This is a genomic window from Pseudomonas sp. DTU12.3, assembly GCF_004124275.1.
GTDB classification, from domain to species: Bacteria; Pseudomonadota; Gammaproteobacteria; order Pseudomonadales; family Pseudomonadaceae; genus Aquipseudomonas; species Aquipseudomonas helmanticensis.
The window spans coordinates 3,216,932-3,242,740 of record NZ_CP027218.1; the positions used below are offsets into that span (position 1 = coordinate 3,216,932).

Consider the following 25,809-nt stretch of genomic DNA (forward strand, 5'->3'; position numbering starts at 1 on the left):
AGCGAGAATCTGCGATTTAGTATCAAACGAGAAATATTATTATTTGAAGGTGTGTCCGAACCGGTAGGAGCTGCCGCAGGCTGCGATCTTTTGATCCTGTTTTTTCAGGGGCAAGATCAAAGGATCGCAGCCTGCGGCAGCTCCTACCGGTCGGCGGTGTGCAATAAAAAGGGGCCAGTGACTGGCCCCTTGGTTTTACTGCTCGGCGGTGGCTGCGACCGCCGGATCAGGTTTTTTCGGCTTCATCAGGCTGAAGTCGATCAATGCCCTTTGCTCACGCTCGTAAGGGTTGCCGATCATCAATGGACGCGGCTTGAAGCTGTCGCTGACCAGGCTCTTGCTGCGATCGAGTTCGTCGAAGCTGAGGCCGGCCATGTCGGCCCAGGTGTGGATCAGGTGCGAGCTGCTGTAAGGCCGCCCCAGGTCACCGGCGAAATTCCAATTGTGGTTTTCCTTCCACTTCGGCGATGCCCAGGCCATGAACGGGATGGTGTACATCGGCGCGGTCGGTTTGTTTTCGTTGCGCCCCAGGGTTTTGTGGCCAACCGAATCGAAGACGTCTTCGCCGTGATCCGAGAGGTACAGCAGGAAGCCGTTCGGATCAGACTTGGCGTAATCCTTGATCAGGCTCGACACCACGAAGTCGTTGTACAGCACGGCGTTGTCGTAGCTGTTGTAGGTTGGCACCTGATCATCGCGCAGGGCAGGCGGTACGCCTTCGCGGTCTTGGAACTTGTCGAAGCTCGGCGGATAACGGTACTGATAGCTCATGTGCGTGCCGAGCAGATGCACGACGATCAACTTGCGTGGCGCGGCATCGGCCAGGGCTTTGCTGAACGGCTCGATCACGTCGCCGTCGTACTGCGCGGCGTTCTGGTTGCGGTTGTTGTTCAGGTAGACCTGCTCGTCAGCCTGCTCGGAGAACGTCGTGAGCATGGTGTTGCGCTTGGTCATGGTCTGCTGGTTGGTGATCCAGAAGGTCTTGTAACCCGCCTGTTTCATCATGCTGACCAGCGACGGCGTCGACAGGTACAGATCCGGACTTTCTTCATCGGCAAAGGTCAGCACTTGCTGCAACGCTTCGATCGTATACGGGCGCGGGGTGATGACGTTGTCGAACACCGCCAGTTGATCCTTGAGCTTGTCGAGTTCCGGCGTGGTTTTGCGCGGATAACCGTAAAGGCTCATGCGTTGGCGGTTGGTCGATTCACCGATCACCAGCACCAAAGTCGCAGGCTGATTGGCGCCGGCATCCTTGAGATTGTGCAGCGGCGGGATCTTGCTCGCGCTGTGCAGCATGCCCTGCATTTCGGCGAGGGTGTCTAGGTAACGGTGATAGGCCACAGCCATCTGCCACGGCACGGCCGGTTCGATACGGGTTTCGAACTTCTCGAAGCCGCCGGCGAAACTGCCGGTGCGCATCGTTTGCTTGACCAGCGGATAACCGACCACCGCGATAACGATGGCCAGCGCTGCCACGAACGCGCGGCCACGGGGCATGTACACCGGACGCAGGCGAGTCCACAGGAAATACGAGAACAGCGTGTGTGCGAGGAACGCCGGCACCATCCACCAGGCAAAGTACTGGGTCATGTACTCGCCGGCTTCAGAGATGTTCGACTCGAACATGATGAAGATCACGCTCTGAGAGAATTCCTGCTGATAGATGAAGAAATAACCCAGGCTGGCCATGGAACAGGCCCACAACACCACGCCGATGATCGCCGCGAGCAGTTTGGTGCGCTTGGGAAACAGCAGCATCGGTGCCAGCCAGATCGCGCTCATCACGAACGCCTGGCGGAACCCGGTGAAACCGGAGGTCCCGGTCAGCTGGATCAGCAGTTGGGTAATACCCGAGAAGTACCAGAAAAAAGCGAACAGCCAGAGAACACCGGCCCAGTCGAAACCTGTCGCAGTCGTTTTGCTGCGTTTGAACAATGCCATTCAGCACTCCAGCTCGATCGTCACAACCACCGCCGGAACGCTTCCATGAAACCGACGAACGGAGGCCGAACGCGTACGCCCGGCCAGAATGAGCCGGAGTATCGCCAAGCGAATGTGAAAACTTTGTTAGTTACTGGTTACCGAAAGGGCAGGTTCATGTCGGGAACGACACCGGTCGCTCCCGAAACAGGCGGGGAAATCAGGCGTGCGGGTGGCGCTGGACAACCGGCAGAGGCTTGGGTTGAACGCCCTGATTCAACGCGCGCAATTGCGCCAGCTCCTGCTTGAGTTGGTCGCGCTCGTCTTTCAACTGGCGCAATTCATCGCGACGGATTGTCACGTACAGGGTTTGTGGCGGCATTGCTGTGTGTACTGTGCCCATTGCTCACCTCGCAAATGGCGTGCATCAACTGTAAATAGCCCGCGCTTTTGCGGTGCTGACTTACTATCGGCGCCAATTTTGATTTCTTTTGCCTGTGATTGGAACTTTTTTATTTTTCATGGTCGGTGTGTCTTCGGCAGGATTCGGGGCGTTATCAGTCTGGATCGGGCACAATGCCCGGAAACTTCATCGCAACGCTCTGGACTAACCTCCATCAGCAGCGTTGGGCTATAACCAATGACACACATTTATTTGTAGTAAGGAGCATCAGCACATGCAACTCGGGATTATTGGACTGGGCCGCATGGGCGGCAATATTGCGCGGCGTCTGATGCTCAACGGTCACACCACCGTTGTTTACGACCGCAATACCGCTTTCATCGACACCCTGGTCGCCGAGGGCTCCACTGGCGTCGCCGACTTGCCGGCACTGGTTGCCGGTCTGGCCAAACCGCGTGCGGTCTGGGTCATGCTGCCGGCCGGCGCGCCGACTGAAGACACCATCGCCACTTTGAGCAATCTGCTGGAGGCCGGCGATACCATCATCGACGGCGGCAACACCAACTATAAGGATGATATCCGTCGGGCCAAGAGCCTGGCCGAGAAAGGCCTGCACTACATAGACGTCGGCACCTCCGGCGGCGTCTGGGGCCTGGAGCGCGGCTATTGCATGATGATCGGTGGCGACGCCGAAACCGTGCAGCGCCTCGACCCGCTGTTCGCCGCACTGGCACCGGGCATGGGTGACATCCCGCGCACCAAGGATCGCAAGTCCGACGACCATCGCGCCGAGCACGGCTACATCCACGCCGGTCCTGCCGGTGCCGGGCACTTTGTGAAGATGATTCACAACGGTATCGAGTACGGCATGATGGCCGCGTTCGCCGAGGGCTTCGACATTCTCAAGACCAAATCCAGCGAGCGCCTGCCGGAAGATCAGCGTTTTGATCTGAATGTGGCTGACATCGCTGAAGTGTGGCGTCGTGGCAGCGTGGTGTCGTCGTGGTTGCTCGACTTGACCGCCGACGCACTGGCCAGCGATCCGAAGCTCGACGGCTTCTCCGGTTCCGTCGCCGACAGCGGTGAAGGTCAATGGACCATCGAAGCGGCCATGGAACAAGCGGTGCCGGTTCCGGTGCTGTCGAACTCGCTGTTCTCGCGCTACCGCTCGCGCGGCCAAGGCACCTTTGGCGACAAGATTCTTTCGGCCCAGCGCTTCGGCTTCGGCGGCCACGTGGAGACACCGAAGAAATGACCCATACGATCCGCAGGAAATCCAAGGCAGAACCCGCACCACCTACCACGCTGTTTCTGTTCGGTGCCCACGGCGACCTGGTCAAGCGCTTGCTGATGCCGGCGCTGTACAACCTCAGTCGCGACGGCTTGCTTGACGAAAACCTGCGGATCGTTGGCGTTGACCACAACGCCATCACCGATGAGGCCTTCGCGCAGAAGCTCGAAGACTTCATCCGTACCGAAGTCGCGGCGAAAGTCGGCAAGGGCGATCAGATGCTTGATCCGGCCTTGTGGGCCAAGCTCGCCAAAGGTATCAGCTACGTCCAAGGCGACTTTCTGGACGACAGCACCTATTCCGCGCTGGCGGCGAAAATCGCCGCCAGCGGCACCGGCAATGCGGTGTTCTACCTGGCCACCGCGCCGCGTTTCTTCAGTGAAGTGGTGCGCCGTCTCGGCAGCGCCGGTTTGCTCGAAGAAACCCCCGAAGCTTTCAGAAGGGTGGTGATCGAGAAGCCGTTCGGCTCCGATCTGCACACCGCTGAAGCGTTGAACGCCTGTCTGCTCAAGGTGATGTCCGAGAAGCAGATCTATCGGATCGACCATTACCTGGGCAAGGAAACCGTGCAGAACATTCTGGTCAGCCGGTTCTCCAACAGCCTGTTCGAAGCCTTCTGGAACAACCACTACATCGACCACGTGCAGATCACGGCGGCGGAAACCGTCGGCGTCGAAACCCGTGGCAGTTTTTACGAGCACACCGGCGCGCTGCGTGACATGGTGCCCAATCACCTGTTCCAGTTGCTGGCCATGGTTGCCATGGAACCGCCGGCGGCATTCGGCGCTGACGCGGTGCGGGGCGAGAAGGCCAAGGTGGTCGGCGCGATCCGTCCGTGGACTATCGAAGAGGCGCGGGCCAATTCGGTTCGCGGCCAGTACAGCGCTGGCGAGGTCGACGGCAAAGCGCTGAACGGCTATCGCCAGGAAGCCAACGTTGCCCCCGACAGCAGCACGGAAACCTACGTCGCGCTGAAAGTGATGATCGACAACTGGCGCTGGGTCGGCGTGCCGTTCTACCTGCGCACCGGCAAACGCATGAGCGTGCGCGACACCGAGATCGTCATCTGCTTCAAACCGGCGCCCTATGCGCAGTTCCGTGACACCGAAGTGGATGAGTTGCAGCCGACCTATCTGCGCATCCAGATCCAGCCGAACGAAGGCATGTGGTTCGACCTGCTGGCCAAGCGGCCGGGGCCGGCGCTGAACATGGCCAACATCGAGCTGGGTTTTGCCTACAAGGATTTCTTCGAGATGCAGCCGTCGACGGGGTACGAAACTCTAATCTACGACTGCCTGACCGGCGATCAGACGCTGTTCCAGCGCGCCGACAACATCGAGAATGGCTGGCGCGCCGTACAGCCATTCCTCGACGCCTGGCAGCAGGACGCGAGCGTGCAGACCTATGCCGCCGGCGACGACGGCCCGCAAGCCGCCGAAGATTTGCTGACTCGCGATGGTCGCGTCTGGCATGGCCTCGGATGAGTGAGCTGACGAAACAACCCATCCGTTTTCTGCTCAGCGACATGGACGGCACGCTGTTGCTGCCCGATCACTCGCTGAGCCAGCGCACCATTGATGCGGTTCGCGCCTTGCGTGAGGCGGGCGTGCTGTTCAGTCTCGCCACCGGGCGACCGCCTAAAGCCATGCTGCAGCAGATCGAAGCCTTGGGCGTCGACTTGCCGACTGCGGCGTTCAACGGCGGCACGATCGTCAATCCGGACGGCAGTCTGCTGGTGGCGCATTACCTGCCGGCCACCACCGCGCTGATTACGCTGGCCACCTTTGCCGATCAGCCGGATGTCGAAATCTGGGTGTTCAGCGGCGGCGACTGGCTGCTCAAGGATCCGCACGGGCCGATGGTGTCGCGCGAGCAGCATGGCCTCGGCTATCCGCCAGTGGTGGTCGAGAGTTTCGAGCCGTATCTGGAGCGCATCGACAAGATTGTCGCGACCAGCAACAACACTGAGCTGCTGATCGAACTGGAGGCGCGCCTGTTGCCGAAGGTCAACGGCATGGCGCAGGTTTCACGTTCACAACCGGTGTTTCTCGACGTGACGGCGCTGGAGGCCAACAAGGGCACTGCGCTGGCAACGCTGGCCGAACACTTGGGCATTGCGCTGGAACAGACTGCCGCGATCGGCGATGGCGGCAATGACCCGGCGATGTTTCATTGCGCGGGATTGTCGATCGCCATGGGCCAGGCTGAGGATGCGGTAAAGCGCCAGGCCGACGTAGTCACCGCCTCCAACACCGAAGACGGCGTCGCCGAGGCTATCGAAAAATACATCCTCCCGTAACACCTGTAGGAGCTGCCGCAGGCTGCGATCTTTTGATCTCGTTTTTATAAAGCAAGATCAAAAGATCGCAGCCTCGTTTCACTCGACAGCTCCTACAAAGTTTTGTGGGTTAGAGCCAGTAGCTCACGGCGTACCAGCCGAGCAGGCCCATCACCACGGTGTACGGCAATGCCATCCAGACCATCCGCCCGTACGACAATCGCACCAGCGGTGCAATCGCCGAGGTCAGCAGGAACAGAAACGCCGCCTGACCATTCGGTGTCGCCACGCTCGGCAGGTTGGTGCCGGTGTTGATCGCAATCGCCAGCGTCTCGAAATGCTCGCGGCTCATGTGCCCGGAGAGGAATGCCTGTTTCACTTCGGTGATGTAGATCGTCGCGACGAACACGTTGTCACTGATCGCCGAGAGCAAACCGTTGGCAATGAACAACATGCCCGGTTGCTGATCCGTCGGCAGTGTCAGCACCCACTGGATCAGCGGGGCGAACAGTTGCTGATCGTGAATCACCGCGACCACCGCAAAAAACACCACCAACAGCGCAGTGAACGGCATGGCGTCCTTGAATGCGCTGCCCAGACGATGCTCATCGGTGATGCCGGTAAACGCGGTGATCAACACAATCACCATCAGACCGATCAGGCCGACTTCCGCCACATGGAAGGCCAGGCAGCCAATCAGGATCAATGCGGCAGCGCCCTGCACCAGCAGCGCAGCGCGTTGGCGCGGCGTGCGTTCGGCGTCGTCTTCAGCGGCATAGTTGGCCAGCACGGCGCGCACGTTGTCCGGTAACAGCGTGCCATAACCGAACCAGCGCAGTTTCTCCAGCAGTACGCAGGTCACCAGACCCGCTGCCAGCACCGGCATCGACACCGGTGCGACTTTCTGGAAGAACTCGCCGAAGTGCCAGCCCATTTCATGGCCGATCAGCAGGTTCTGCGGCTCGCCGACCAGCGTGCAGACACCGCCCAGCGCCGTGCCGACCGCACCGTGCATCAGCAGGCTGCGCAGGAACGCGCGGAATTGTTCGAGATCGTCGTGATGCAGTCTGGGCAGGTTCTGATCGTCGCCAAACTCACTGTCCTGGCGCGGATCATTGCCCGAGGCCACCCGGTGGTACACCGAGTAGAAGCCGACAGCGGCGCTGATAATCACCGCCGTCACCGTCAGTGCATCGAGAAACGCCGAGAGGAATGCCGAGAGAAAACAGAACAGCAGCGCCAGGATCGCTTTCGAGCGCACGCCCAACAACAGGCGCGAGAACAGGTACAGCAGCAGATCCTTCATGAAGTAGATGCCGGCCACCATGAACATCAGCAGCAGGATCACCGGAAAGTTGTGCACCAGCTCGTCATAAAGCGCCTGCGGCGTGGTCATCTTCAGCAGCAGCGCTTCGATCAGCAACAGACCGCCGGGCATCAGCGGATAGCATTTGAGCGCCATGGCCAGGGTGAAGATGAATTCGATGACCAGCAGCCAGCCTGCGGCTACTGGGCCGACAGTCCATAACACCAATGCATTGAGGATCAGGAAGCCGACGATGGTCGCCTTGTACCAGCGTGGCGAGTGCCCGAGAAAATTTTGCGCGAACGCCTGAGCCATTGAACCGGACATCGGTTGCTCCTTGTCTTAAGAAGCGCGCAAGTTGCCGGATGTGTCGCGCAAGTTCAAGTTGTTAGTGGGTATTTGTCAGTCATTGAGATACCGCGCGACCATCGCCCGATAATTGCCATCCAGCGAAAACCCGCCAACCAGAATTCCACCGTCCGTTTGCAGGGCCAGTGAATTGGCCGTGTCCAGGCTTCGGCCCAAACGCGTGCGCAGCCAGCCGTGGCCATCACCGAACGTGTGATCGAGGTAGCCGTCAGGCAAATAGCGTGCGACGACGAAGTCCGCCTCGCAGCCGCCAATCGTCGCGCCGACAGCGATAATCCGCCCGTCTTGCAGGCGCTGGGCGGCGTTCCACTGGCAACCACTGGGGCCGATGTCCAGCAGTTGCGGCAAACCAGAGTTACAACGCAGTTCTGCACGGCCATTGTGATGCAGGTTGAGGGTCATGCAGCGCAGCGGATCACGGCTGCTGCCGAAGCAGTGCAAATGCTCCGCCGACTCGATCACCTGATTGACCAGCGCGCCGTGCCCGAGGGCGGTGAAGGCCATGAAGCCATCGATGGCGAAGGTTTCGTCGAGCCGGCCATCCGCCAGGTAGCGCGCCAGCAGACCTTCCTGAGGGAAGCTCATTGAGCCGCCGACCACAATCCGCCCGTCCTCTTGCAACGACAGACTGCTCAGCCATGTGTTGAGCAATAGATGGCGAACCATGACAAAACCACGGCCATTGAAGGTCTTGTCGAGCTGGCCATTGGCGGTAAGGCGAATCAGCATGCCCGCGTGGTCGGCGCATTCGAAGTGGTGATTGGCAATCAACAGGATATGGCCGTCGTCCTGCACCGCGATGTCGCAGGCTTCGGCGCCCGGAATGCCCGGTGGCAGCCAATCGTCGAGCGTGCCCATCGACAGGTCGCCGGGCAGGCGCACCACGAGGTGACCGTTGTCGCCGAACTCCGGGTCCGGGCGACCCTGCTCATCGAAGAGGGCGAGGCCGGGCAGGGTGCAGTGATCGGTTTCGTAGTGCAGGCCGGCGAGCAGGATTCTTCCGTCGGGCAGCACGCGAACGTTGCCGGCCATGCTGCCGAACCCGGACGAGAACTTGCCGATGACGCTACCCATATGACCGAAACTCAGATCGGCCGAACCGTCCGCCAGCAAACGCGCCAGGCCAAAACAACTGCCGTTGGGCATTTTGACTTTCGCTGCGACCAGCACGCGACCCTGTCGGTCAACCGCGACACCCTGGGTCATGCTGGAAAGACTGTCGGCAAAATACACTTGGGCGATGCCGTTACCGGCAAAAGCAGGGTCCAGTTGGCCGGTCTGGTTTATTCGCTCCAATCGGGCGCAAGAGCTCTGGGTAGACATGCACGCGTCTCCTTGCGAGTAGACCAATACCCTAAATTGGGCGGTTTACTGCATGAGCCGAACATTCAATCCCTGAACCGGGAGAAGTACAACTGTTAGAACTAACAGGCGGAGGGTCAGACTGTGCCAGAACAGTGTCTTTTTGAACCAATAGCAAGTGAGCCAAGCAGTTACGCCAAAAAGCGCACGCTGAAAGTTGTACAAAAGTACTGAAGGGTAAATAGATATGGCAACTAACAAGAAGCGGGCGGATGACATGAAGTCATCCGCATTGTCCCGCTATTAGTGCGGCATCGACCAGGATTGCAACCGGTGGCCTTCGTTGCTCAGCTCGGCGCGAGCCTGTTGCAGCAGTTGTTCCAGCTGTGCCGGATCGGAATAGGTACTGCTTGGAATCTGTTTGCGACCAATGTGCGAGTTTGTGCGGTCGACGACGGTCAGGCTCAGTTCGCCATTGCCGTCTTGTGGCGCCCAAGCCACGCATTGAAAAGGTTTGAAGGCGTGCTTGGCAATCAAAAGAGCTTCGTTGATACGGAGCGGGGCGGTCATGGGGTCTTCTCTCTATAGTGCCCAATCAAGTGATCTGCCGTCGGTTGGGCTTACCGTTCGGCTGGTTACTTGTACTGATGCACGCAACCCCGGGGCGGGTCACACTCGCAACAAAGAAATTTCAACTTTCTTTCATTGGCTCAGTGTTTCGACAGTTTCTGAAAGGTTATTGAAAGAAAGCCAGTCGATAGCTAACTAACAAAGAGCGCTCTTATAACTACTTAGCTTGTACACCTATAAGCAATCGATACAAGCTGCCGTCAAATTCTTGCTAATGTTACAGCCAGGTCTGCCAAATGACTGTTTTTACAACCTTTTCCTAAAATTTGGCGCCAAGGAACAGTCATGAGCGAAGCGCCTGCGTTGAGACGTTTATTGGTGGTCGATCCGTGTGACGACTGCCATCGCCTATTACCCGGATTACGCGCGGTAGGTTGGGATGTCGACAGTTGCACCCTGGAAAATGCCGCCGACCGCAGTTGTGATGTCGGCCTGCTGCGCCTGCAACCTTTTCACCTGGAACGACCCGAGGCCGTCAAGGAACTGATCAGCCGCAGCGGCACCGAATGGATTGCGGTACTCAATCAGGAAGTCCTGCGCTTGCAGAACGTCGGTGACTTTGTCTGCGAATGGTTTTTCGATTTCCATACCTTGCCGTTCGATGTGTCGCGCGTGCAGGTCACCCTCGGTCGCGCGTTCGGTATGGCGCGTCTGCGCGGGCAGGGCACGATCCATGTGGATCAGCCTGAACACGAATTGCTCGGTGACAGCAAACCGATCCGCGAGCTGCGCAAATTGCTCAGCAAACTGGCGCCTACCGAGTCGCCGGTACTGATTCGTGGTGAAAGCGGCACCGGTAAAGAGCTGGTCGCGCGCACGCTGCATCGGCAGTCGCAGCGTCACAGCAAGCCTTTCGTGGCGATCAACTGCGGGGCGATCCCCGAACACCTTATCCAGTCCGAGTTATTCGGTCACGAGAAAGGCGCCTTCACCGGCGCTCATCAACGCAAGGTCGGGCGCATTGAAGCGGCCAACGGTGGCACGTTGTTTCTCGATGAAATCGGCGATCTGCCGCTGGAGCTGCAAGCCAATCTGCTGCGCTTTCTCCAGGAAAAACACATTGAGCGGGTCGGCGGCAGTCAGCCGATTCCCGTCGATGTGCGGGTATTGGCGGCGACTCACGTTGATCTTGAAGCCGCCATCGAGAAAAAGCGTTTTCGCGAAGACTTGTACTACCGGCTCAACGTTTTGCAGGTGGTGACGGCACCGTTGCGTGAACGCCATGGCGATCTGTCGATGCTCGCCAACCATTTTTCGCACTTTTACAGCCATGAAACCGGCCGCCGCCCGCGCAGCTTCAGTGAAGATGCGCTGATAGCCATGGGCAAGCATGACTGGCCGGGCAATGTGCGCGAACTCGCCAACCGCGTGCGTCGCGGCCTGGTTCTGGCGGAAGGCCGGCAGATCGAGGCGCGTGATCTCGGGCTGATCAGCCAACACTCGATCGCCACGCCGATGGGCACGCTGGAAGATTACAAAACCCGCGCCGAGCGTCAGGCGTTGTGTGATGTGCTGAATCGGCACAGTGACAATCTGAGTGTTGCGGCCAAAGTCCTTGGGGTTTCACGGCCGACGTTTTACCGTTTGCTGCACAAGCATCAGATTCGCTAGAAGGTCAAAAGATCGCAGCCTGCGGCAGTTCCTACAGGATTACCCATGTAGGAGCTGCCGCAGGCTGCGATCTTTTGCTTTGCTTAGAAGTAGTACGGGAATTTCAGGCTGAAGGAAAAGTCCGGGGCATCGTCGGTCATGCCGATGGACAGGTTGGGCACGATGGTCAGGTTGTCGGTGGCCGCAATGGTCATGCCGACGTTGAAGTAACCGGCGTTGGCGTCACTGGACACCACCGATTCCCAATCACCGCCATCCTGTTTCAGCTTGCTCTTGCGTTGCACCAGGTCCGAGACGGAGAACGACATACTCATCTTCTCGTTCAGCGCAAAGGCGATACCGGCGCCGATCTGGAAGCTGTCGCCGATGCGTACCTTGCCCGGGGTTTTCTGGTTGACGGTCGAGCTGATGTCGTCGAACGACTCCTCGAGGTTGTGGGTGTAGGACAGGCTGCCGAACAGCACGGCCGGGTCAAACGTCTTGACCAGCGAGATACCTGGAGTGACCGACCAGACACCGTTGCCGGTTGGCAGCGTGTCAGGCACGAACAGGTTCGAGTTGGCATCGGTCTGACGCAACTTGATCCCGAACGGATCCTTGCCGGTAGGCGCCTTGACCCGCAAGGTGACCACGGCGTCCGGAGTGTTGACGGATTCGTCGAGGAATTTGTAGGCGATACCGAAGTTGACGTCGCCGATAGTTGGATCGCGCGAGACATCCTGTTCGGTAGTGACGTTGGAGGCGCCACCGTTGCCGCCGCCGGATTGATACGTCGAATCGCGGTACACCACGGGCACGTTCAGGTCGAACTGCCAACGGTTGTCGAAGTTGTAGCGGCCCGTCAGGTCGAGCGTCCAGGTGTCGGCCTTGATCCGGTCAAGGTTGATGTTGCCGAGGAAGATCGAGTCCAGCGCGAGAAAGCCGTTGAGGATCAACTGGCGCGTGTCATAACGCGAATAGGTAATGCCGGTTTCCAGACTGAACTTGCCCCCGCCGAAGAAGCCGCTGGCCTCGTCGTACAGGTTGGACACACTCTGCGCCGGTTGCGAGTCGTCGGCCAGCGATTGCCCGTAGGAAGCGCCACTGCCCCCGGCCGCGCCCCCCGACGCCGCTGCAGCCCCGGTACCGGTGGCCACTTTTGGATTGCCTTTCATATCGGCAGGCGACTTGGCCAGACGCTTGGGTTGCGGAGCCGCCGGTTGATCTTCGACCTGGCGGACCCGTTGCTCGAGTACCGCCAGCGCTTTTTGTTGTACTTCGTATCGTTGCTTAAGGTCCAGAAGCTCCTGTTTCAAGGCTTCTACGTCGGCGTCCGGTGCCGCTTGCAGCATGGCTGCCGGTAGAAGGGTACTCAAACAAATAGCCGCACGCAGTGATACTGATCGATACATGAATAAGCCGTCCCTTTAAGCCCAATGATCGAGACTCAGCGTAGTTCAATATCCAATATTGCGTAGTGCCCTGAGTTGAGTCAGGTTGCAGTCCAGTGCGCCGGCACTCATGCCGTTATTGTTCAGTACGACGTTGAGTTGAGTCATGTTATTGACCACGTTGGCGCTGCCGAGCAAACGGGTGTTCTGCAGCAAACCTCCTTGGGCGACCTGTTGCAGGGCTGTGCCCTGATTGCCGGAGGCCTGAATGGCCATTTGGACGCCGCCGTTGGTGGCTGAAACCGCCACGCTGCCGGCGGCATTGCTGCCACCGATGGTTTGCCCGGCCATTAGCGCCTGCCCTTGCGCGGGCACGATTGCCGGGGCGTGATTGGCTTCGGAAACGTTGATCGCAACGTTGTTGTAGGCGGAGTTGCTATCGCCGGCGGCGCGCACGCTTTGGGTCACGCCTTGGCTGCTATTGAGCCCTGCGCCCCCGGTGATGGTGCCGTTGCCTGTCTGCACAGGATTGCCGTGGCCGGTTTCCTTGATGGTTGAAACGTAGAATTCTGGTTTTACCGTTGCTGCCTGAAGTTGCATCGAGGTGGCTGCCCCGATCAAATCACCGCTGGCATTGCGCCAGGTGCTGCTCATGACAATGCCGAAGCTGATGATTCGCCCCGGCATTACATAACGACCACGTAGTTGGGACAGTTCCTGGTCCTGGATTTCTATAGGTTTGAATCCTGCATTGGCATAGCCTGACGCACTCGCTGCCAGGCAGGCGGCGGCCAGCCAGTATGAGGTTTTCATCTGCTGCTCCCGGGACATCCAGCCCCATTCTTTATAATCGGCGATTAAAAGAAGTCGCTCTGTATGAACCCGAAGTCCATCAATTCAGCATCTCTGACAGGGTTGAAGCCATCCAGCTTGTTCTTGGCGGTCAATGGCACCGGAGGGCTACGCAGGGCATTTGCCTTGTCGTATCCGGGGCCAACGATGGCGAAGACAATGCCGTTCCAACCTTTGACAAAATCATCGTGTTTGTAACGCTTATGGCCGAGAACCGGGTCTCCGATGTAAACCCAATCCTTGTCCGAACGCTGCAAGACCACGAAATGCTTGTAGCCGCGAATTTCCATCAGTACCACCACCGGAATCGTTACTGCGTCGAGCTTCTCCGGCGGAATCTTGTAACCCCTGGCGCGCATGCCGATGCTTTCTATGTAGCGCTTCATGTCGAGCATGGAAAACCCCTGAGTACGAACAAGGTCCTGGTCAGCGTTGACCAGCATGCCTTTGATGATGTGCTCTTCATCGACGTCGAGCCAATAGGCCTGGCGTAACACCGTGGCCAGTGCGGCAGCGCCGCAGCTGAAATCGGTTTTCTGTTCGACGATGTCGGCAAACTTGCGCTCACGAATACTTTGCACGTGCTTGTAGACGAGTACGCCGCCGGGAAGGGCAGCGACTGGCATCTGGGCAGCCTGAGTCAGGCCAGACAGGCAAAGCAGGGCGATGAAGGCAGTCTTACGCATGATCGATACGCCTTTGCGGACTGAGGAAAAGCCCCGTTTCCGGGGCTTTCGTTTCGATCGCGATTACATGCAGGCTTTGCAACCTGCAGCGATGGACAGCGAGTTGCTTTGTTGGTTGCCAACACCTGCGGCGTTGTTGAAGCCAGCGTTGCCGGAGAAGTTGTTGCCAACATTGCTGATGGCAGCGTTGTTGGTCACAGGGTTTTTCCAGCCGTCTGGAGTCATCACTTGTTGAGTGGTCACGCCAGCCAGACCGAAGACACCCACGGCTTCGAAGGTAGCTTTCTGATCTTTGCTACCGCCACTGCCGCCATGCCCTTTGTCGTTGTTGCCATAACCGCCACCGCCGTGACCGTGATCGTCATCTTTGATGGTAGCTTCTCCCACGGCGCCGAACACGCCGACGGCAGCAACAGTGCCAGTGAGGGTATTGGTTTTGTAGGTCTGAGTACCGTAGTTGCCTACGTTAAGACCGGTAGAACTTTGGTTGGCAGCTGCAGCAGCCTGGGCCACACGGCCACCGGATACGGCGATTGCCAGGTTGTTTTTCTGTTGGTTGAAGTTGCCGGCACTGTTGTTGACGCCAATGTTGCCGGAACCGCTGTTGCCGACATTGCTCATGCCAGCAGTGTTGGTGGTGGAGTAGTTGGCAACGGCGTTGCCGGAGTTCACCTGAGTAGCGCTGGAAGCAGAAACGGCTGAACCGAAGATGAAGCTTTCGTCAGCGGTTGCCAGAGCAGCAGCGTTATCTTGCTGGTTGCCGTCACCAGCGGTGTTGTTCATGCCCACGTTGCCGTTCGAGCCATTCGCCGAGTTTTCGATACCTGCACTATTTTTTGTGCCTTGGTTACCGACTACGTTGCCCTGGCTGTTTTGTACGTCGAGTACTGCGGCACCGGCACCTGCGCCGATTTGCAGCAACTCTTCAAGGGTTGGGCCTTGAGGAGGAGGAGGGTTATGGCCGTGACCGCCATTGTTACCATGATCATTGCCGCCTGCTTGAGCCGCCATTGCCATTACCGCTGCAAGTGCGAATACCAGTGGTTTGAGAGCCATTGTAGGTTTCATGGTGTTTCTCCATCGTGCTTATTAGTTGGTTAAGTGTTGGTACTTTCTAATTGCACTGCTCTTGTTGTTTGGGTCAGTCAGCGACCCGGATGCTCAGGGTGTTAGCCATACGGTTCCCCACCCCGGCACTCTGGTTCACCTGGATTACCCCGCGGCTGCCGGTGAAGGCCTGATCACTTGTCGTGACCTGGCGACTGCCGGGTGAGGTACCAGTTGCTCCTGAGCTCGGTAAAAACGCCACGTTCTGTTGCGAAAGGGCGCTGTCGTCAACGCTCTGCGGCCCAGCACTGATGCTGATACGCGTCACGTTGGCCATCTGGTTGTTGGCACCGGCGCCCTGGTTCACGCCCAGGATCCCGTTGCCATTACTGAAAGAGCTGCCGCCAATGGTTGCGCTGGCATTGGTTGCCGGATTGGCCGGCGTGTCGATGTGTTGCCGCACGCTTGTGGTGGCGCTGGCCGAGGTGCCAATGGCAATGGCCTTGGTGTTGGTCTGTTGCATCTGGTCGCCGGCGGCCTGGTTGACGTTGTAGTTGCCGTGGTACTGGATGCCGGTGTCTTGAATGTTCGCGTTGTTCACTGAGCTGGGATCAGCCGCCATGGCGCTGGCGCAACCGAAAAGGGCAAGCAGGAGCAGAGAGCGATTCATCTTATTGGCCTCCAGCCATGCGGGTCAGCGGGGCAAGGCCGGCGCCCATTGCGCGGTTGACGGTGTTGGAGATCGAACTGCCTCCGCCGCCGCCGTGACCGGAGCTCATGCCAGGCAGGCCGTTAGGGTTGGTCAGGACATTGGTCCCCGGCAGGCTGCCGGTCGTCGTCGACATGGTGCTGCGAATGGACGAGCCACTGGCGATCGCGGCAAAGTCACCGTCATCCAGCTCGGTGCTGGCCATCGCTTGGTTGATGCGCGCCGAAGGGTTGGCGTTGACGGTAGTCGGGTAGGGGTCTTTGCCGCCGCTGCGGCCGATAGGAATAGGTTGAACGTCGCGATTGAGGACGATCACACCGTTGCCTTCCGCCTGCACATTGAAACTGATGAATGTGCTGGCTGCTGATCCGATCAGCAGAAGGCAGGTCAAACCTTTTTTGATGTTCCCCACGGCTGCAATTCCTTCTTCAGTGGGCTGGCCCTTGTCAGCGTTGTGAAGGAGAGAGCGAAAGCTGTGCCGCTTTTGAGTTCTTTTGGAATTTCAATGGATTACAGGAAGCCAACGCGCAGGTGATACACAGGTTGTTTCAATCTTGAAACACGGGTGCTGCGGCTATCCTGTCTGTTGCCTGAACAATGCTCTGGAATGGGGGTTTGCGCTGGTGTGTTTCAGTGGCGTAACAGGTTCCATGGCAAAGCGCAGCAGAGCGCTTAAACGGCCACTCTGCACGCGGGCGGGTGTATCAGGATTGGACACTTTACCCCCAGAACAGGGGCAACCGATGGGGCAGGCGCCCCGAAAACCAGGTTAATCGAGCAGCAGTCGTTCAACCCGGTCGAATGCCTGGCGCTGGCGTTCGAGCCAGTTGCCCTGAATGATTTCGTACGGTTGTCCATGCGCTACCAGCCAGTCGCGGGTGGCGTGGAAAAACGCCAGGCGCTCAGCCAGATCCGGTTGGCAACGCTGGCCGTCATCGGTCCAGTCGATCTGCTCCGGTGACAGCAGCAGGTGCAGGTCGTAATGGCGCGCCAGCAACTCAGTTTCCAGCCATTGCGGGCAATCGCCGAAGAGCGTCTGGCTCCAGAGCATATTGCTCAGCAGGTGAGTATCGAGAATCAGCAGCGGCGGTTGTTGCGCGCGCGCCTGATCTTCCCAGTCCAGCTGGCCCCGGGCGATCTCGGGAATATCCGCCAGGCACGTATCACGCGGATTCAATTCGATGAACCGGCGCACGTATTCATCCACGCGCAAGCCACCAAAGCGCTGCTGCAGGCCCGCCGCCAGCCAGCTTTTGCCAGTCGATTCGGGGCCGGTAAGGACAACGACCTTCATGTCCGTAACGCCGGATCGGCGCGCCATTCGCGCCAGCCTTGCACCGCGAGCAGGGTGAACAGGCCGTACAAGGCCGCGGTGAGGTAAAGCCCCTTATAGATGAACAGGCCGACGAAAATCACATCGAGCACGAACCACAATGTCCAGCATTGCAGGCGTTTCTGCGCCATCCACAATTGTGCGACCAGACTGAAACCGGTGAGCGCGGCATCGAGCCAAGGTTGTGCGGCATCGGTCCAGTGAGCCATGGCCGCACCGAGCAGAAAACTGCCGACGGCACCCGCGCTCAGTCCCAGCAGAATCGAACGCTGGTCGAGCCGCGTGACCTCGCGGCCGTCGTGCATCGTTCCGGCCCGGGTCCATTGCCACCAGCCGTAGATCTGCAAAGCGGCGTAAATCACCTGCAACAACATGTCCGAATACAGCTTCACTTCAAAGAAGATCCAGCTGTAGAGCAGCACCATGACCAGACCGATCGGCCAGCACCATGGATTCTGTTTGACCGTCAGCCAGACGGCAATCACACCGAGAGCGGCGGCAAACAGTTCAAGCCCGGACATGTGGGTACCTGGAGGGAGTCGAAGAAGGGAGCGGATTGTACCCAAAAACCTGTAGGAGTGAGCCTGCTCGCGATAACGGTGTGTCAGCAACGCAAATGTTGGCTGACGGACGCTATCGCGAGCAGGCTCACTCCTATAGGGGGTGTCAGACGCGGAACTGGCGCAGCAGGCCGTTCAGTTGTTCGCTCAGTTGGCCGAGCTTCAGACTGGCCGCACTCGACTGTTCGGCAGCGATGGCGGTGCTGTGCGAAAGTCCGGCCGCCTGCGTGACGTTCTGATTGATGTCCTCGACCACATGTGCCTGCTGCAACGTCGCGCTGGCAATCGATGCATTCAATCCATTGAGATTACGCAGGGCCTGTCCGATGGCATTCAGGCTGGCACCGGCCAATCCCGCCTGTTCAATGGTCAGTTGCGAGGCCTTGCTGCTGTCGCCAATCACCCGCACAGCGGCTTCGGAATGATTTTGCAGGCGCTCGATCATCGACTGGATCTCCGCCGTCGACTTCTGTGTGCGCTGGGCAAGCAAACGCACTTCGTCTGCGACCACGGCAAAACCGCGCCCTTGTTCGCCAGCCCGCGCCGCTTCGATAGCCGCGTTGAGCGCGAGCAGATTGGTCTGCTCGGCAATCGAGCGAATCACTTCCAGTACGCTGCCGATCTGCGTGCTTTCCGCCGCCAGCGTGCGAATCACTTCGACGGCTTGATCAATGGTGCCCGAGAGCTTGTCGATCTGTTGCAGGCTGCCGTCGATATTGATCTGGCCCTGTTGCGCCTGCGCCTCGGCATCACGCATTTCGCTGGCGGCATGCTCGGCATTCTTCGCCACATCCTGCACGCCATAGGTCACTTCGTTGATCGCCGTGGCCACCAGCTCCATCTGTTGTGATTGCTGCTGGCTGCGTTGCTGGGCTTGCGTGGCATCGTTGCCCAATTCACTCGAAGACTGCCCGAGGGCGCTGGCGGAAACCTGCAGGTCGCCGATCACCCGGCGCAGTTTCGCCGTGAACGCGTTGAAGTGACGGGCAAGCTCGGTGACTTCGTCCTGGCCATGGGTATCCAGACTACGGGTCAGGTCGCTTTCGCCGCTGGCAATATTGGCCATGGCGTTGACGGTTTCCTGCAGCGGCCGGACGATGCTGCGGGCGATCAGGATCACCAGCAGCGCCATGATCAGCGCAATCACCAGGCCGATGGCTGAGGCCTTGATCACCTGGCCCTGAAACTCAGCCTGGACGTCGTCGATGTAGACGCCGGAGCCGATCACCCAGCCCCACGGTTCGAAGAGTTTCACATAGGACGTCTTCGCCACTGGCTCGCTGGCGCCGGGTTTCGGCCAGCGGTAGTCGACCATGCCGGCGCCTTTTGCTTTGGCAATCGCAACCATCTCGTTGAACACCGCAAAACCGTCCGGATCGCGGATCGCCGAGAGGTTCTGGCCTTCGAGTTTGGGGTTGGTCGGGTGCATGACCATCACGGGCGTGAGGTCGTTGATCCAGAAGTAGTCACTCTGGTCGTAACGCAGCCCGCGAATCGCCGTCAGCGCCTGTTTCTGTGCGACATCCTTGCTCAAGGTGCCGGCGGTTTCCAGGTCGTGGTAATAGCTGAGCAGGCCGCTGGCGGTCTGCACCACGTGCTGGGTTTTCTGTGCTTTGGCGCGATACAGATCATCGTGGATCTGCTTGAGCATCAACGCGCCCAAGGTCAACAACATGACCACCGCCACAATCAAGATGAGCCACAAGCGTCGGCTGATCGACACACTGCGCAAGCTGTTCATAACGCTGTCACTCCGGTTTCTTGTTCTTGTCATAAATCAACGCCAGCATCCAACCACATTCAGGTGATCGGGCATACGCGACCCAAGTCGTATAACGCGGCAGCGCTATTACGGCTTGTCTGATAGGATTTCGGCCCCGCGCCGGAAAACCTGAATCCAGGTTGATATTTCACGGAATTTTGACCGTTTTTTGTGGATCCTTGGCGCGCGGAATCGGTACAGCAATAAACGGCTACGCTGATCGCAGTGAACGTAAGAAAAATACTATCGGGGCATGCCGCCGCGCATCGCTCTCTGGGGGATTGATGGATCTTTGGACCGCCTTGCAGGCACTGATACTAGGAGTTGTAGAAGGGCTGACGGAGTTTTTGCCCATTTCAAGTACAGGACACCAAATCATCGTTGCCGACTTGCTCGACTTCGGTGGTGAGCGGGCCATGGCGTTCAACATCATTATCCAGCTCGGCGCGATCCTCGCGGTGGTCTGGGAGTTTCGCCGCAAGATTTTCGATGTAGTCATCGGTTTGCCGACCCAGCCAAGTGCACGGCGCTTTACCGCCAACTTGCTGATCGCCTTTATGCCGGCGCTGGTGTTGGGCGTGATCTTTGCCGATCTGATCCACGAATACCTGTTCAATCCGATTACCGTGGCAGCCGCGCTGGTGATTGGCGGCATCATCATGTTGTGGGCGGAAAAACGTCAGCATGAGGTGCATGCCGAGACCGTCGACGAGATCACCTGGAAGGACGCCTTGAAGGTCGGTTTCGCCCAGTGCCTGGCGATGATTCCGGGGACTTCACGTTCCGGCTCGACGATCATTGGCGGCTTGCTCTTTGGCCTGTCGCGCAAGACGGCTACCGAATTCTCGTTCTTCCTCGCCATGCCGACCATGGTCGGTGCGGCGGTGTATTCGGGCTTCAAGTACCGCCATCTGTTCGTGCCGGCCGACTTCCCGGTGTTCGCGATCGGTTTCGTCACCGCGTTCATCTTCGCCATGATTGCCGTGCGCGGCTTGCTCAAGTTCATCGCCAGCCACAGCTACGCGGCGTTCGCCTGGTACCGGATTGTGTTCGGTCTGCTGATTCTGGCCACCTGGCAGTTCGGTTGGGTCGACTGGGCGGCGGCCAGGCCATGAGTGATTCCCGCGCGCGCCGACCTGAATGGCGACCTTCAGGGGGCAGTATCCAGAATCTGAAGTTGAAGCTGGTGGTGCTGCTGATCGTCTGTGCGCTGCCGTTGTTCGGCTCACTGTCGATGTGCCTGCGCGGGATTTCGTCGGTGCCGCTGGCCGCTTACGCGATCGTCAGCGTGCTGGCGTTCTTTCTGTATTGGGCAGACAAACGCAAGGCGCGCGTCGATGCCTGGCGCACACCGGAGAACGTTCTGCATGCGGTGGAACTGGCCGGCGGCTGGCCGGGTGCGTTGATTGCCCAGCAGGTGTTCCGGCACAAGACGCGCAAGGTGTCGTTCCAGATTCTGTTCTGGGTTATCGTCGCGTTGCACCAGGTGTTCTGGATCGACCAGCTGTTCCTCGGCTCGAACGTGCTGTCACGATTCTAAACACCCCTGTAGGAGCTGCCGAAGGCTGCGATCTTTTGACTTTGATCTTTTAAAAAGCAAGATCAAAAGATCGCAGCCTTCGGCAGCTCCTACACGGGCGCGTTAAAGCAACAAGCCGATTTGGGTTTTCTTTGGCAGTTTGCTCACCACCAGTTGGTGCGAACGCTCCAACAACCCCTGCAACTCTTCAGCACCCAGCGGGTAAGGCGGGTGCATGATGATCCACTGCGCGCGCGCCAGATACGGTGCCGGGTGAATGCCCGGGCGGTCGCAATGACCGAGAAACAGATCCTTGTCGACCTTGAATGCCAGTGAATCGCCACGCAAACCCTGCAACGCGAACATCTTGTTGCCGGCAATCGAAAACACCCGCACGCCACCCCATTTGTAGTCTTCCCGCGCACCGGGCAATGCCAGGCAGAACGCGGCGACATCCGCTTCGCTCATTTTTCCCTTTTTCATAATAAGCGCTCCCCACAGGCATTGAACGATTCGACCAGGTGATCGATCCACGCGCGCACCGCCGGCATCACTCCACGCCGATGCGGATACACCGCTTGCAGCCAGCCGCCGGGCAGCGACCACTCCGGTAGCATCTGCACCAGCGTGCCGTTTTTCAATTCGCTTTCGCAATACATCATCGGCAGCATTGTGAAGCCCTGACCGGCCAGTACGCAGGCTTTGCGCACGACAAAGTCGTCGATGCCCAGCCGCGCTTCCATGCTCAGTTCGAAGCTTTTGCCCTTTTGATCAAGCAAGCGAACGTGAACCATGCGATCCGCTTCCAGCGCGCCCAGCGCCGGAAGATTCTTCAAGTCCTGCGGATGATTGATTTCTTTGCCTTGAAGAAACGCCGGGCTGGCGATCACCACCATTTGCGCCTGACGCAAGCGCCGGGTGACCAGCAAGGGATCTTCATCACCAAGCTCGCGCACACGCAGCGCAACATCGATGCCTTCGGTGACCAGATCGACCCGGCGATTGAGCAGGACGACTTCCAGCTGTACCTGCGGAAACTTGCCGAGAAAGTCGCTGATGACCATTGGCAGCATTTCGTGGGCCAGACCGGTCGGGCAGGACACGCGCAAGCGGCCGCGCGGCTCGCTGGACATGCTGGCCACGGCTTCGTCGGCCATTTCCGCTTCCAGCAACATCGCCTGACAGTGGCGTAAATAGCGTTCACCGACCGCCGTGAGATTGAGTTGGCGGGTGGTGCGTTGCAGCAAACGGGCACCGAGGCGCTCTTCGAGTTCGGCAATGCGCCGTGACAATCGCGACTTCGGAATGCCGAGCAAACGCCCGGCCGCTGCAAAGCCACCGGCCTCGACGACTTTGGCGAAATAGTAGAGATCGTTGAGATCTTGCATGAGTGAATCCAGATTGTTCTATCAATGGGACAAACTATCGCATTGCAGGCGGCTAATCATCCATTGGTTTCTTGCGTAGGATTGTCTCCATTCCGTCGCCACCGGCGATTCATTCCAGGAGATTCACATGAAACTGCTGCATATCGATTCGAGCATTCTGGGCGACAACTCGGCCTCCCGTCAGTTGAGCAGCCAAGTCGTCAAAGCCTGGCAAGCCGCTGAGCCGAGCGCTGTGGTGACCTACCGCGACCTCGCCGCTGACGCCATCAGCCACTTCTCGTCGACCACCCTGGTGGCCGCAGGCACCACCGCTGAACTGCGCAACGCAGCACAACAGCACGAAGCTGAACTGAGCGCTTCGACCCTGGCTGAGTTCATCGCTGCCGACGCCGTGGTCATCGCCGCGCCAATGTACAACTTCACCGTACCGACCCAACTCAAGGCCTGGATTGACCGCGTTGCCGTTGCTGGCCAGACGTTCCGTTACACCGAAGCCGGCCCTGAAGGCCTGTGCGGTGGCAAGAAAGTGGTCATCGTGTCGACGTCGGGCGGCATCCACGCAGGTCAGGCCAGCGGTATCGCTCACGAGGAATATCTCAAGCTGGTACTGGGCTTCCTCGGCATCACTGACATCGAAATCGTCCGCGCTGAAGGCCTGGCGTATGGCGACGAAGTGCGCAACAACGCCATGACTGCTGCTCAAGCGAAGATCAGCGAGCAATTGTTCGCCGCAGCGTAAGGCTTGCGTAAAGAACAGCTGAGGTTCAGGTAACACCCAAAAAACTCTGTATTCTGGTTCTGCAAGGGCCAAATGCGGAGTTTTTTGTTTCCGACTGTTACATAATCTGGCCCGGGTTATGCAGTCACACAATCAGCGTCTGAATGCATTGTCGTACCGAAACACCGAATCCCCGGCGTTTCAGGCCCGCAACGCAATGGATCTTTCGATTGAGTAACAACAGGGTGGGGCATCCCATGATGCGTCTTTGTGCAACGTTACTGATTTGCCTGCTCGGCAGCCTTAACACAGTGCATGCCGCGCCCGGCCGCCATCCCGTCTGGAGCGTCGGCTACCACGAGATGACGTTCCTCGATCCGCTGGATCTGCAACCGATGCGCGCCATCGCGTTCTATCCCTCGAGCGACCGCGAGCACATGAGCCTGCTCGAAGGTTATTCGGTCGAAGCCGGCGAAGACACGAAAGTCGCCATCGGCCGCTTCCCCATGTTGATGCTGTCCCACGGCAACACCGGCACACCGCTGGCCTTGCACGATCTCGCGACGTCGCTGGCGCGCAAAGGCTTTGTCGTGGTGGCGGTGATTCATCCTGGCGACAACTCCAAGGATCACAGTCGGCTCGGCACCTTGAGCAATCTGTACGGACGGCCGATCCAGATTTCCGAAGCGATTACCGCGACGCTGGGCGACCGTATGCTCGCACCCTTCGTCAATGCCGATCAGGTTGGCGTGATCGGATATTCGGCGGGCGGTGAGACGGCACTGATTCTGTCGGGGGCGCAGCCGGATCTCGATCGTCTGCGGCGCTATTGCCAGGAACGTCCGGACGACCGTGACGCCTGCAACACCCAAGGCGAGCTCATCGTTGACCGCGATGACCTGCAACCTGTCGCCGATCCGCGCGTGCACGCCTTGCTGTTGATGGCGCCGCTCAGCCTCAAATTCGGCCGTCATACGCTGGCCGACGTGCATGTGCCGGTGCTGCTGTATAGCGGCGATGGCGACAAACTCGTCGCGTTCGATAAAAACGCGGCGGCCCTGGCGCGCAAACTGCCGACCGCACCGGACTTCAAGTTACTGGCCGGGGCAGGGCACTTCGTGTTCATGGCGCCGTGCACCGAAGCACAGATTCTTGCCATGCCGGCGTTGTGTACCGATGCCGATGGCGTTGATCGCGAAGACATTCACCGCAACCTCATCTCCGAGGCAGGACGATTCTTCTCCCATGCGCTGGGCCAGCCGACCCGGGCGGGCATGCAAACCGCCGATCAATAATTCAAAAGATCGCAGCATCCGGCAGCGCATGGAGGAGCTGCCGAAGGCTGCGATCTTTTGATCCTGTTTCAAACCGCCGCGCGGCGCCTGAGCAGCAAAGTCAGCCCCAAACCGATCACCGACAACAACGCCGCACAGAAGAATATCCACGAATACCCCAGATTCAACGCCACCGCGCCCATCAATGGCCCGGCAATCGCCAGCGCCAGATCAAAGAACACCGCGTAAGCGCCCAAGCCTGAGCCGCGACTGGAACTCGGCACCTGCTTGATCGCCTCGACACCCAGCGCCGGATACACCAGCGATAAGCCAAATCCCGCCAATCCGGCGCCGACCAGGGCAAAAGCGGTAGTAGGCGCCAGCCACAGCATCACCAGCCCTACGGTTTCGATGGTCATGCAGGCGATGGCCGAGGTGAAGCCGCCGAAGCGACTGATCGCCGAGATAAACAGCAGCCGCGACAGGATGAAGCACACACCAAACACCGTCAGGCAGTACGCCGCGCCGGTCCAGCCGCGATTGAGGTAATAAAGGGTGATGAAGGTGGTCAGCGTGCCGTAGCCGATCGAGGCCAGCGTCAGACTGGCGCCAAACGGTGCAATCCGCCCGAACACGGCCCAAAACGGCAGCCGTTCGCCGCGAATCACCGGCACCGACGGTTTGTTGCGAATCAGCAGCAGCGCGCCGGCCGCCAGTACCACCAGGGCGATGCCGAGACTGGTGAAACCGTAATCGGCAACCATCACCACGCCCAGTGGCGCGCCGATGGCAATCGCACCGTAAGACGCAATGCCGTTCCAGCCAATCGATTTTGCCGTGTGTTCGACACCAACCTGGCCCATGCACCAACTGATGGTGCCGACGCCGATCAGCCCCTGAGCGATACCCAGCAGTAGGCGACCGACAATCAGGATCAACAGACTTGTGAGCGGAAAGCTTTGCAGCAACGTCGAAATCAGCGTCAGCACGCCACTCAGCACGATCCCCCACAAACCGTAAATGATCGCCCGTTTGGTGCCGATGGTGTCCGACATGCGCCCGGCCATCGGCCGGCTGAGCAGGGTGGCAAGGTACTGCGAGCCGATCACCAGCCCGGCGATGATCGCGCTGAAACCCAGTTGTTCATGGACGTAACCCGGCAACACCGCAATCGGCAGGCCGATGCAGAGGAAGGCGACAAACGTGTAGAAAACGATGGAGACGATCTGCAGGGTGATCGCCATGGAGGTTTGCGGGGGCTGTTGCTGCGCAGACATGAGGACTCGTTCGCGGGCGGCGGTGGGAGAGCTTGCATCATGGCGTGGGCGTGAAATAAAAGGAAGCAGGCTAACTATTTTCCTGAAGACTGATGTCGTCACTGATGGCCTCTTCGCGAGCAAGCCCGCTCCCACTTTGGAATGCATTCCCCTGTGGGAGCGGGCTTGCTCGCGAAGGAGTCAGACCAGCAAATCCCTCGC

The 25,809-nt window shown here is 59.0% G+C and carries 25 protein-coding genes; 8 read left to right on the forward strand and 17 right to left on the reverse strand.

Annotated elements, in window-relative coordinates:
- Positions 1 to 195: 195 nt before the first annotated feature.
- Together C2E19_RS14725 and C2E19_RS14730 are read right to left on the reverse strand one after the other, a co-directional pair.
- Positions 196 to 1,944: a phosphoethanolamine transferase CptA gene (locus C2E19_RS14725; RefSeq protein WP_129393586.1), complete on the reverse strand. Its 1,749-nt coding sequence runs from the start codon at positions 1,942 to 1,944 to the stop codon at positions 196 to 198.
- A gap of 199 nt (positions 1,945 to 2,143) precedes the next feature.
- Positions 2,144 to 2,326 carry a DUF6026 family protein gene (locus C2E19_RS14730; RefSeq protein WP_129393588.1) on the reverse strand — a complete coding sequence of 61 codons (183 nt, stop codon included), beginning with the start codon at positions 2,324 to 2,326 and terminating at the stop codon, positions 2,144 to 2,146.
- A 274-nt stretch (positions 2,327 to 2,600) separates the two neighbouring features.
- Between C2E19_RS14730 and gnd the strand changes: the two genes are divergently transcribed.
- The 3 genes from gnd to C2E19_RS14745 are packed head-to-tail and all read left to right on the forward strand — an operon-like array spanning position 2,601 to position 5,916.
- On the forward strand, positions 2,601 to 3,581 hold the full coding sequence (gene gnd / locus C2E19_RS14735; protein ID WP_129393590.1) for a phosphogluconate dehydrogenase (NAD(+)-dependent, decarboxylating): 981 nt from the start codon (positions 2,601 to 2,603) through the stop codon (positions 3,579 to 3,581).
- Positions 3,578 to 5,101 carry a glucose-6-phosphate dehydrogenase gene (zwf, locus tag C2E19_RS14740; protein ID WP_129393592.1) on the forward strand — a complete coding sequence of 508 codons (1,524 nt, stop codon included), beginning with the start codon at positions 3,578 to 3,580 and terminating at the stop codon, positions 5,099 to 5,101. Before gnd ends, zwf begins: the two co-directional genes overlap by 4 nt.
- Positions 5,098 to 5,916 (forward strand): HAD family hydrolase, encoded by an 819-nt coding sequence (locus C2E19_RS14745; protein WP_129393594.1) that lies wholly within the window; start codon positions 5,098 to 5,100, stop codon positions 5,914 to 5,916. The genes zwf and C2E19_RS14745 overlap by 4 nt, the downstream gene beginning before the upstream one ends.
- Before the next feature lie 109 nt (positions 5,917 to 6,025).
- On the opposite strand, the gene nhaB is transcribed toward C2E19_RS14745, so the two are convergent.
- From nhaB to C2E19_RS14760, 3 genes are all read right to left on the reverse strand, one after another.
- Positions 6,026 to 7,528, reverse strand: coding sequence for a sodium/proton antiporter NhaB (nhaB, locus tag C2E19_RS14750; protein WP_129393596.1), 1,503 nt, complete (start codon positions 7,526 to 7,528; stop codon positions 6,026 to 6,028).
- Positions 7,529 to 7,603: 75 nt separating this feature from the next.
- Positions 7,604 to 8,893, reverse strand: a complete 1,290-nt coding sequence (locus tag C2E19_RS14755) for a hypothetical protein (RefSeq protein ID WP_129393598.1) — start codon at positions 8,891 to 8,893, stop codon at positions 7,604 to 7,606.
- Between the two features lie 282 nt (positions 8,894 to 9,175).
- A complete protein-coding gene (locus C2E19_RS14760) occupies positions 9,176 to 9,442 on the reverse strand; it encodes a hypothetical protein (RefSeq protein ID WP_129393600.1) in 267 nt (88 codons plus the stop codon).
- 345 nt (positions 9,443 to 9,787) lie between these two features.
- Here C2E19_RS14760 and C2E19_RS14765 point away from each other — a divergent pair, with 345 nt between their 5' ends.
- Positions 9,788 to 11,113 (forward strand): sigma-54 dependent transcriptional regulator, encoded by a 1,326-nt coding sequence (locus C2E19_RS14765; protein WP_016983762.1) that lies wholly within the window; start codon positions 9,788 to 9,790, stop codon positions 11,111 to 11,113.
- An 83-nt stretch (positions 11,114 to 11,196) separates the two neighbouring features.
- Here the strand turns inward: C2E19_RS14765 and C2E19_RS14770 are convergent, their stop codons facing one another.
- The 9 genes from C2E19_RS14770 to C2E19_RS14810 all read right to left on the reverse strand — a co-directional run bounded on the left by C2E19_RS14770 (position 11,197) and on the right by C2E19_RS14810 (position 19,411).
- Positions 11,197 to 12,504 carry a hypothetical protein gene (locus tag C2E19_RS14770; RefSeq protein WP_129393602.1) on the reverse strand — a complete coding sequence of 436 codons (1,308 nt, stop codon included), beginning with the start codon at positions 12,502 to 12,504 and terminating at the stop codon, positions 11,197 to 11,199.
- 45 nt (positions 12,505 to 12,549) lie between these two features.
- A complete protein-coding gene (locus C2E19_RS14775) occupies positions 12,550 to 13,296 on the reverse strand; it encodes a hypothetical protein (protein ID WP_129393604.1) in 747 nt (248 codons plus the stop codon).
- Positions 13,297 to 13,340: 44 nt separating this feature from the next.
- Entirely contained in the window at positions 13,341 to 14,021 is a 681-nt protein-coding gene (locus C2E19_RS14780; protein WP_129393606.1) for a C39 family peptidase, read from the reverse strand.
- 63 nt (positions 14,022 to 14,084) lie between these two features.
- Positions 14,085 to 15,089 (reverse strand): heme utilization protein, encoded by a 1,005-nt coding sequence (locus C2E19_RS14785; protein ID WP_129393608.1) that lies wholly within the window; start codon positions 15,087 to 15,089, stop codon positions 14,085 to 14,087.
- A 73-nt stretch (positions 15,090 to 15,162) separates the two neighbouring features.
- On the reverse strand, positions 15,163 to 15,738 hold the full coding sequence (locus C2E19_RS14790) for an adhesin (protein ID WP_129393610.1): 576 nt from the start codon (positions 15,736 to 15,738) through the stop codon (positions 15,163 to 15,165).
- Position 15,739: 1 nt separating this feature from the next.
- Complete coding sequence (locus tag C2E19_RS14795; protein WP_129393612.1) at positions 15,740 to 16,189, reverse strand: hypothetical protein; 450 nt, start codon at positions 16,187 to 16,189, stop codon at positions 15,740 to 15,742.
- A gap of 357 nt (positions 16,190 to 16,546) precedes the next feature.
- Positions 16,547 to 17,071, reverse strand: coding sequence for an AAA family ATPase (locus tag C2E19_RS14800; protein WP_129393614.1), 525 nt, complete (start codon positions 17,069 to 17,071; stop codon positions 16,547 to 16,549).
- Positions 17,068 to 17,631: a nicotinamide riboside transporter PnuC gene (gene pnuC / locus C2E19_RS14805; protein WP_129393616.1), complete on the reverse strand. Its 564-nt coding sequence runs from the start codon at positions 17,629 to 17,631 to the stop codon at positions 17,068 to 17,070. Before pnuC ends, C2E19_RS14800 begins: the two co-directional genes overlap by 4 nt.
- 145 nt (positions 17,632 to 17,776) lie before the next feature.
- A complete protein-coding gene (locus C2E19_RS14810) occupies positions 17,777 to 19,411 on the reverse strand; it encodes a methyl-accepting chemotaxis protein (protein WP_129393618.1) in 1,635 nt (544 codons plus the stop codon).
- A 305-nt stretch (positions 19,412 to 19,716) separates the two neighbouring features.
- Here C2E19_RS14810 and C2E19_RS14815 point away from each other — a divergent pair, with 305 nt between their 5' ends.
- Positions 19,717 to 20,547 carry an undecaprenyl-diphosphate phosphatase gene (locus tag C2E19_RS14815; protein ID WP_129393620.1) on the forward strand — a complete coding sequence of 277 codons (831 nt, stop codon included), beginning with the start codon at positions 19,717 to 19,719 and terminating at the stop codon, positions 20,545 to 20,547.
- The gene (locus C2E19_RS14820) at positions 20,544 to 20,972 is read left to right on the forward strand and encodes a DUF1294 domain-containing protein (protein ID WP_129393622.1); all 429 of its coding nucleotides are present in this window, start codon (positions 20,544 to 20,546) and stop codon (positions 20,970 to 20,972) included. The genes C2E19_RS14815 and C2E19_RS14820 overlap by 4 nt, the downstream gene beginning before the upstream one ends.
- Positions 20,973 to 21,074: 102 nt before the next feature.
- Here the strand turns inward: C2E19_RS14820 and C2E19_RS14825 are convergent, their stop codons facing one another.
- Positions 21,075 to 21,434, reverse strand: a complete 360-nt coding sequence (locus C2E19_RS14825; protein WP_129393624.1) for an MmcQ/YjbR family DNA-binding protein — start codon at positions 21,432 to 21,434, stop codon at positions 21,075 to 21,077.
- Positions 21,431 to 22,339 carry a LysR substrate-binding domain-containing protein gene (locus C2E19_RS14830; RefSeq protein WP_129393626.1) on the reverse strand — a complete coding sequence of 303 codons (909 nt, stop codon included), beginning with the start codon at positions 22,337 to 22,339 and terminating at the stop codon, positions 21,431 to 21,433. Before C2E19_RS14830 ends, C2E19_RS14825 begins: the two co-directional genes overlap by 4 nt.
- 127 nt (positions 22,340 to 22,466) lie before the next feature.
- Between C2E19_RS14830 and C2E19_RS14835 the strand changes: the two genes are divergently transcribed.
- Both C2E19_RS14835 and C2E19_RS14840 read left to right on the forward strand, forming a co-directional pair.
- On the forward strand, positions 22,467 to 23,078 hold the full coding sequence (locus C2E19_RS14835; protein ID WP_129393628.1) for an FMN-dependent NADH-azoreductase: 612 nt from the start codon (positions 22,467 to 22,469) through the stop codon (positions 23,076 to 23,078).
- A 236-nt stretch (positions 23,079 to 23,314) separates the two neighbouring features.
- Positions 23,315 to 24,352, forward strand: coding sequence for a dienelactone hydrolase (locus tag C2E19_RS14840; protein ID WP_129393630.1), 1,038 nt, complete (start codon positions 23,315 to 23,317; stop codon positions 24,350 to 24,352).
- Between the two features lie 68 nt (positions 24,353 to 24,420).
- Here the strand turns inward: C2E19_RS14840 and C2E19_RS14845 are convergent, their stop codons facing one another.
- A complete protein-coding gene (locus C2E19_RS14845; protein ID WP_129393631.1) occupies positions 24,421 to 25,608 on the reverse strand; it encodes an MFS transporter in 1,188 nt (395 codons plus the stop codon).
- Positions 25,609 to 25,809 lie beyond the last annotated feature (201 nt).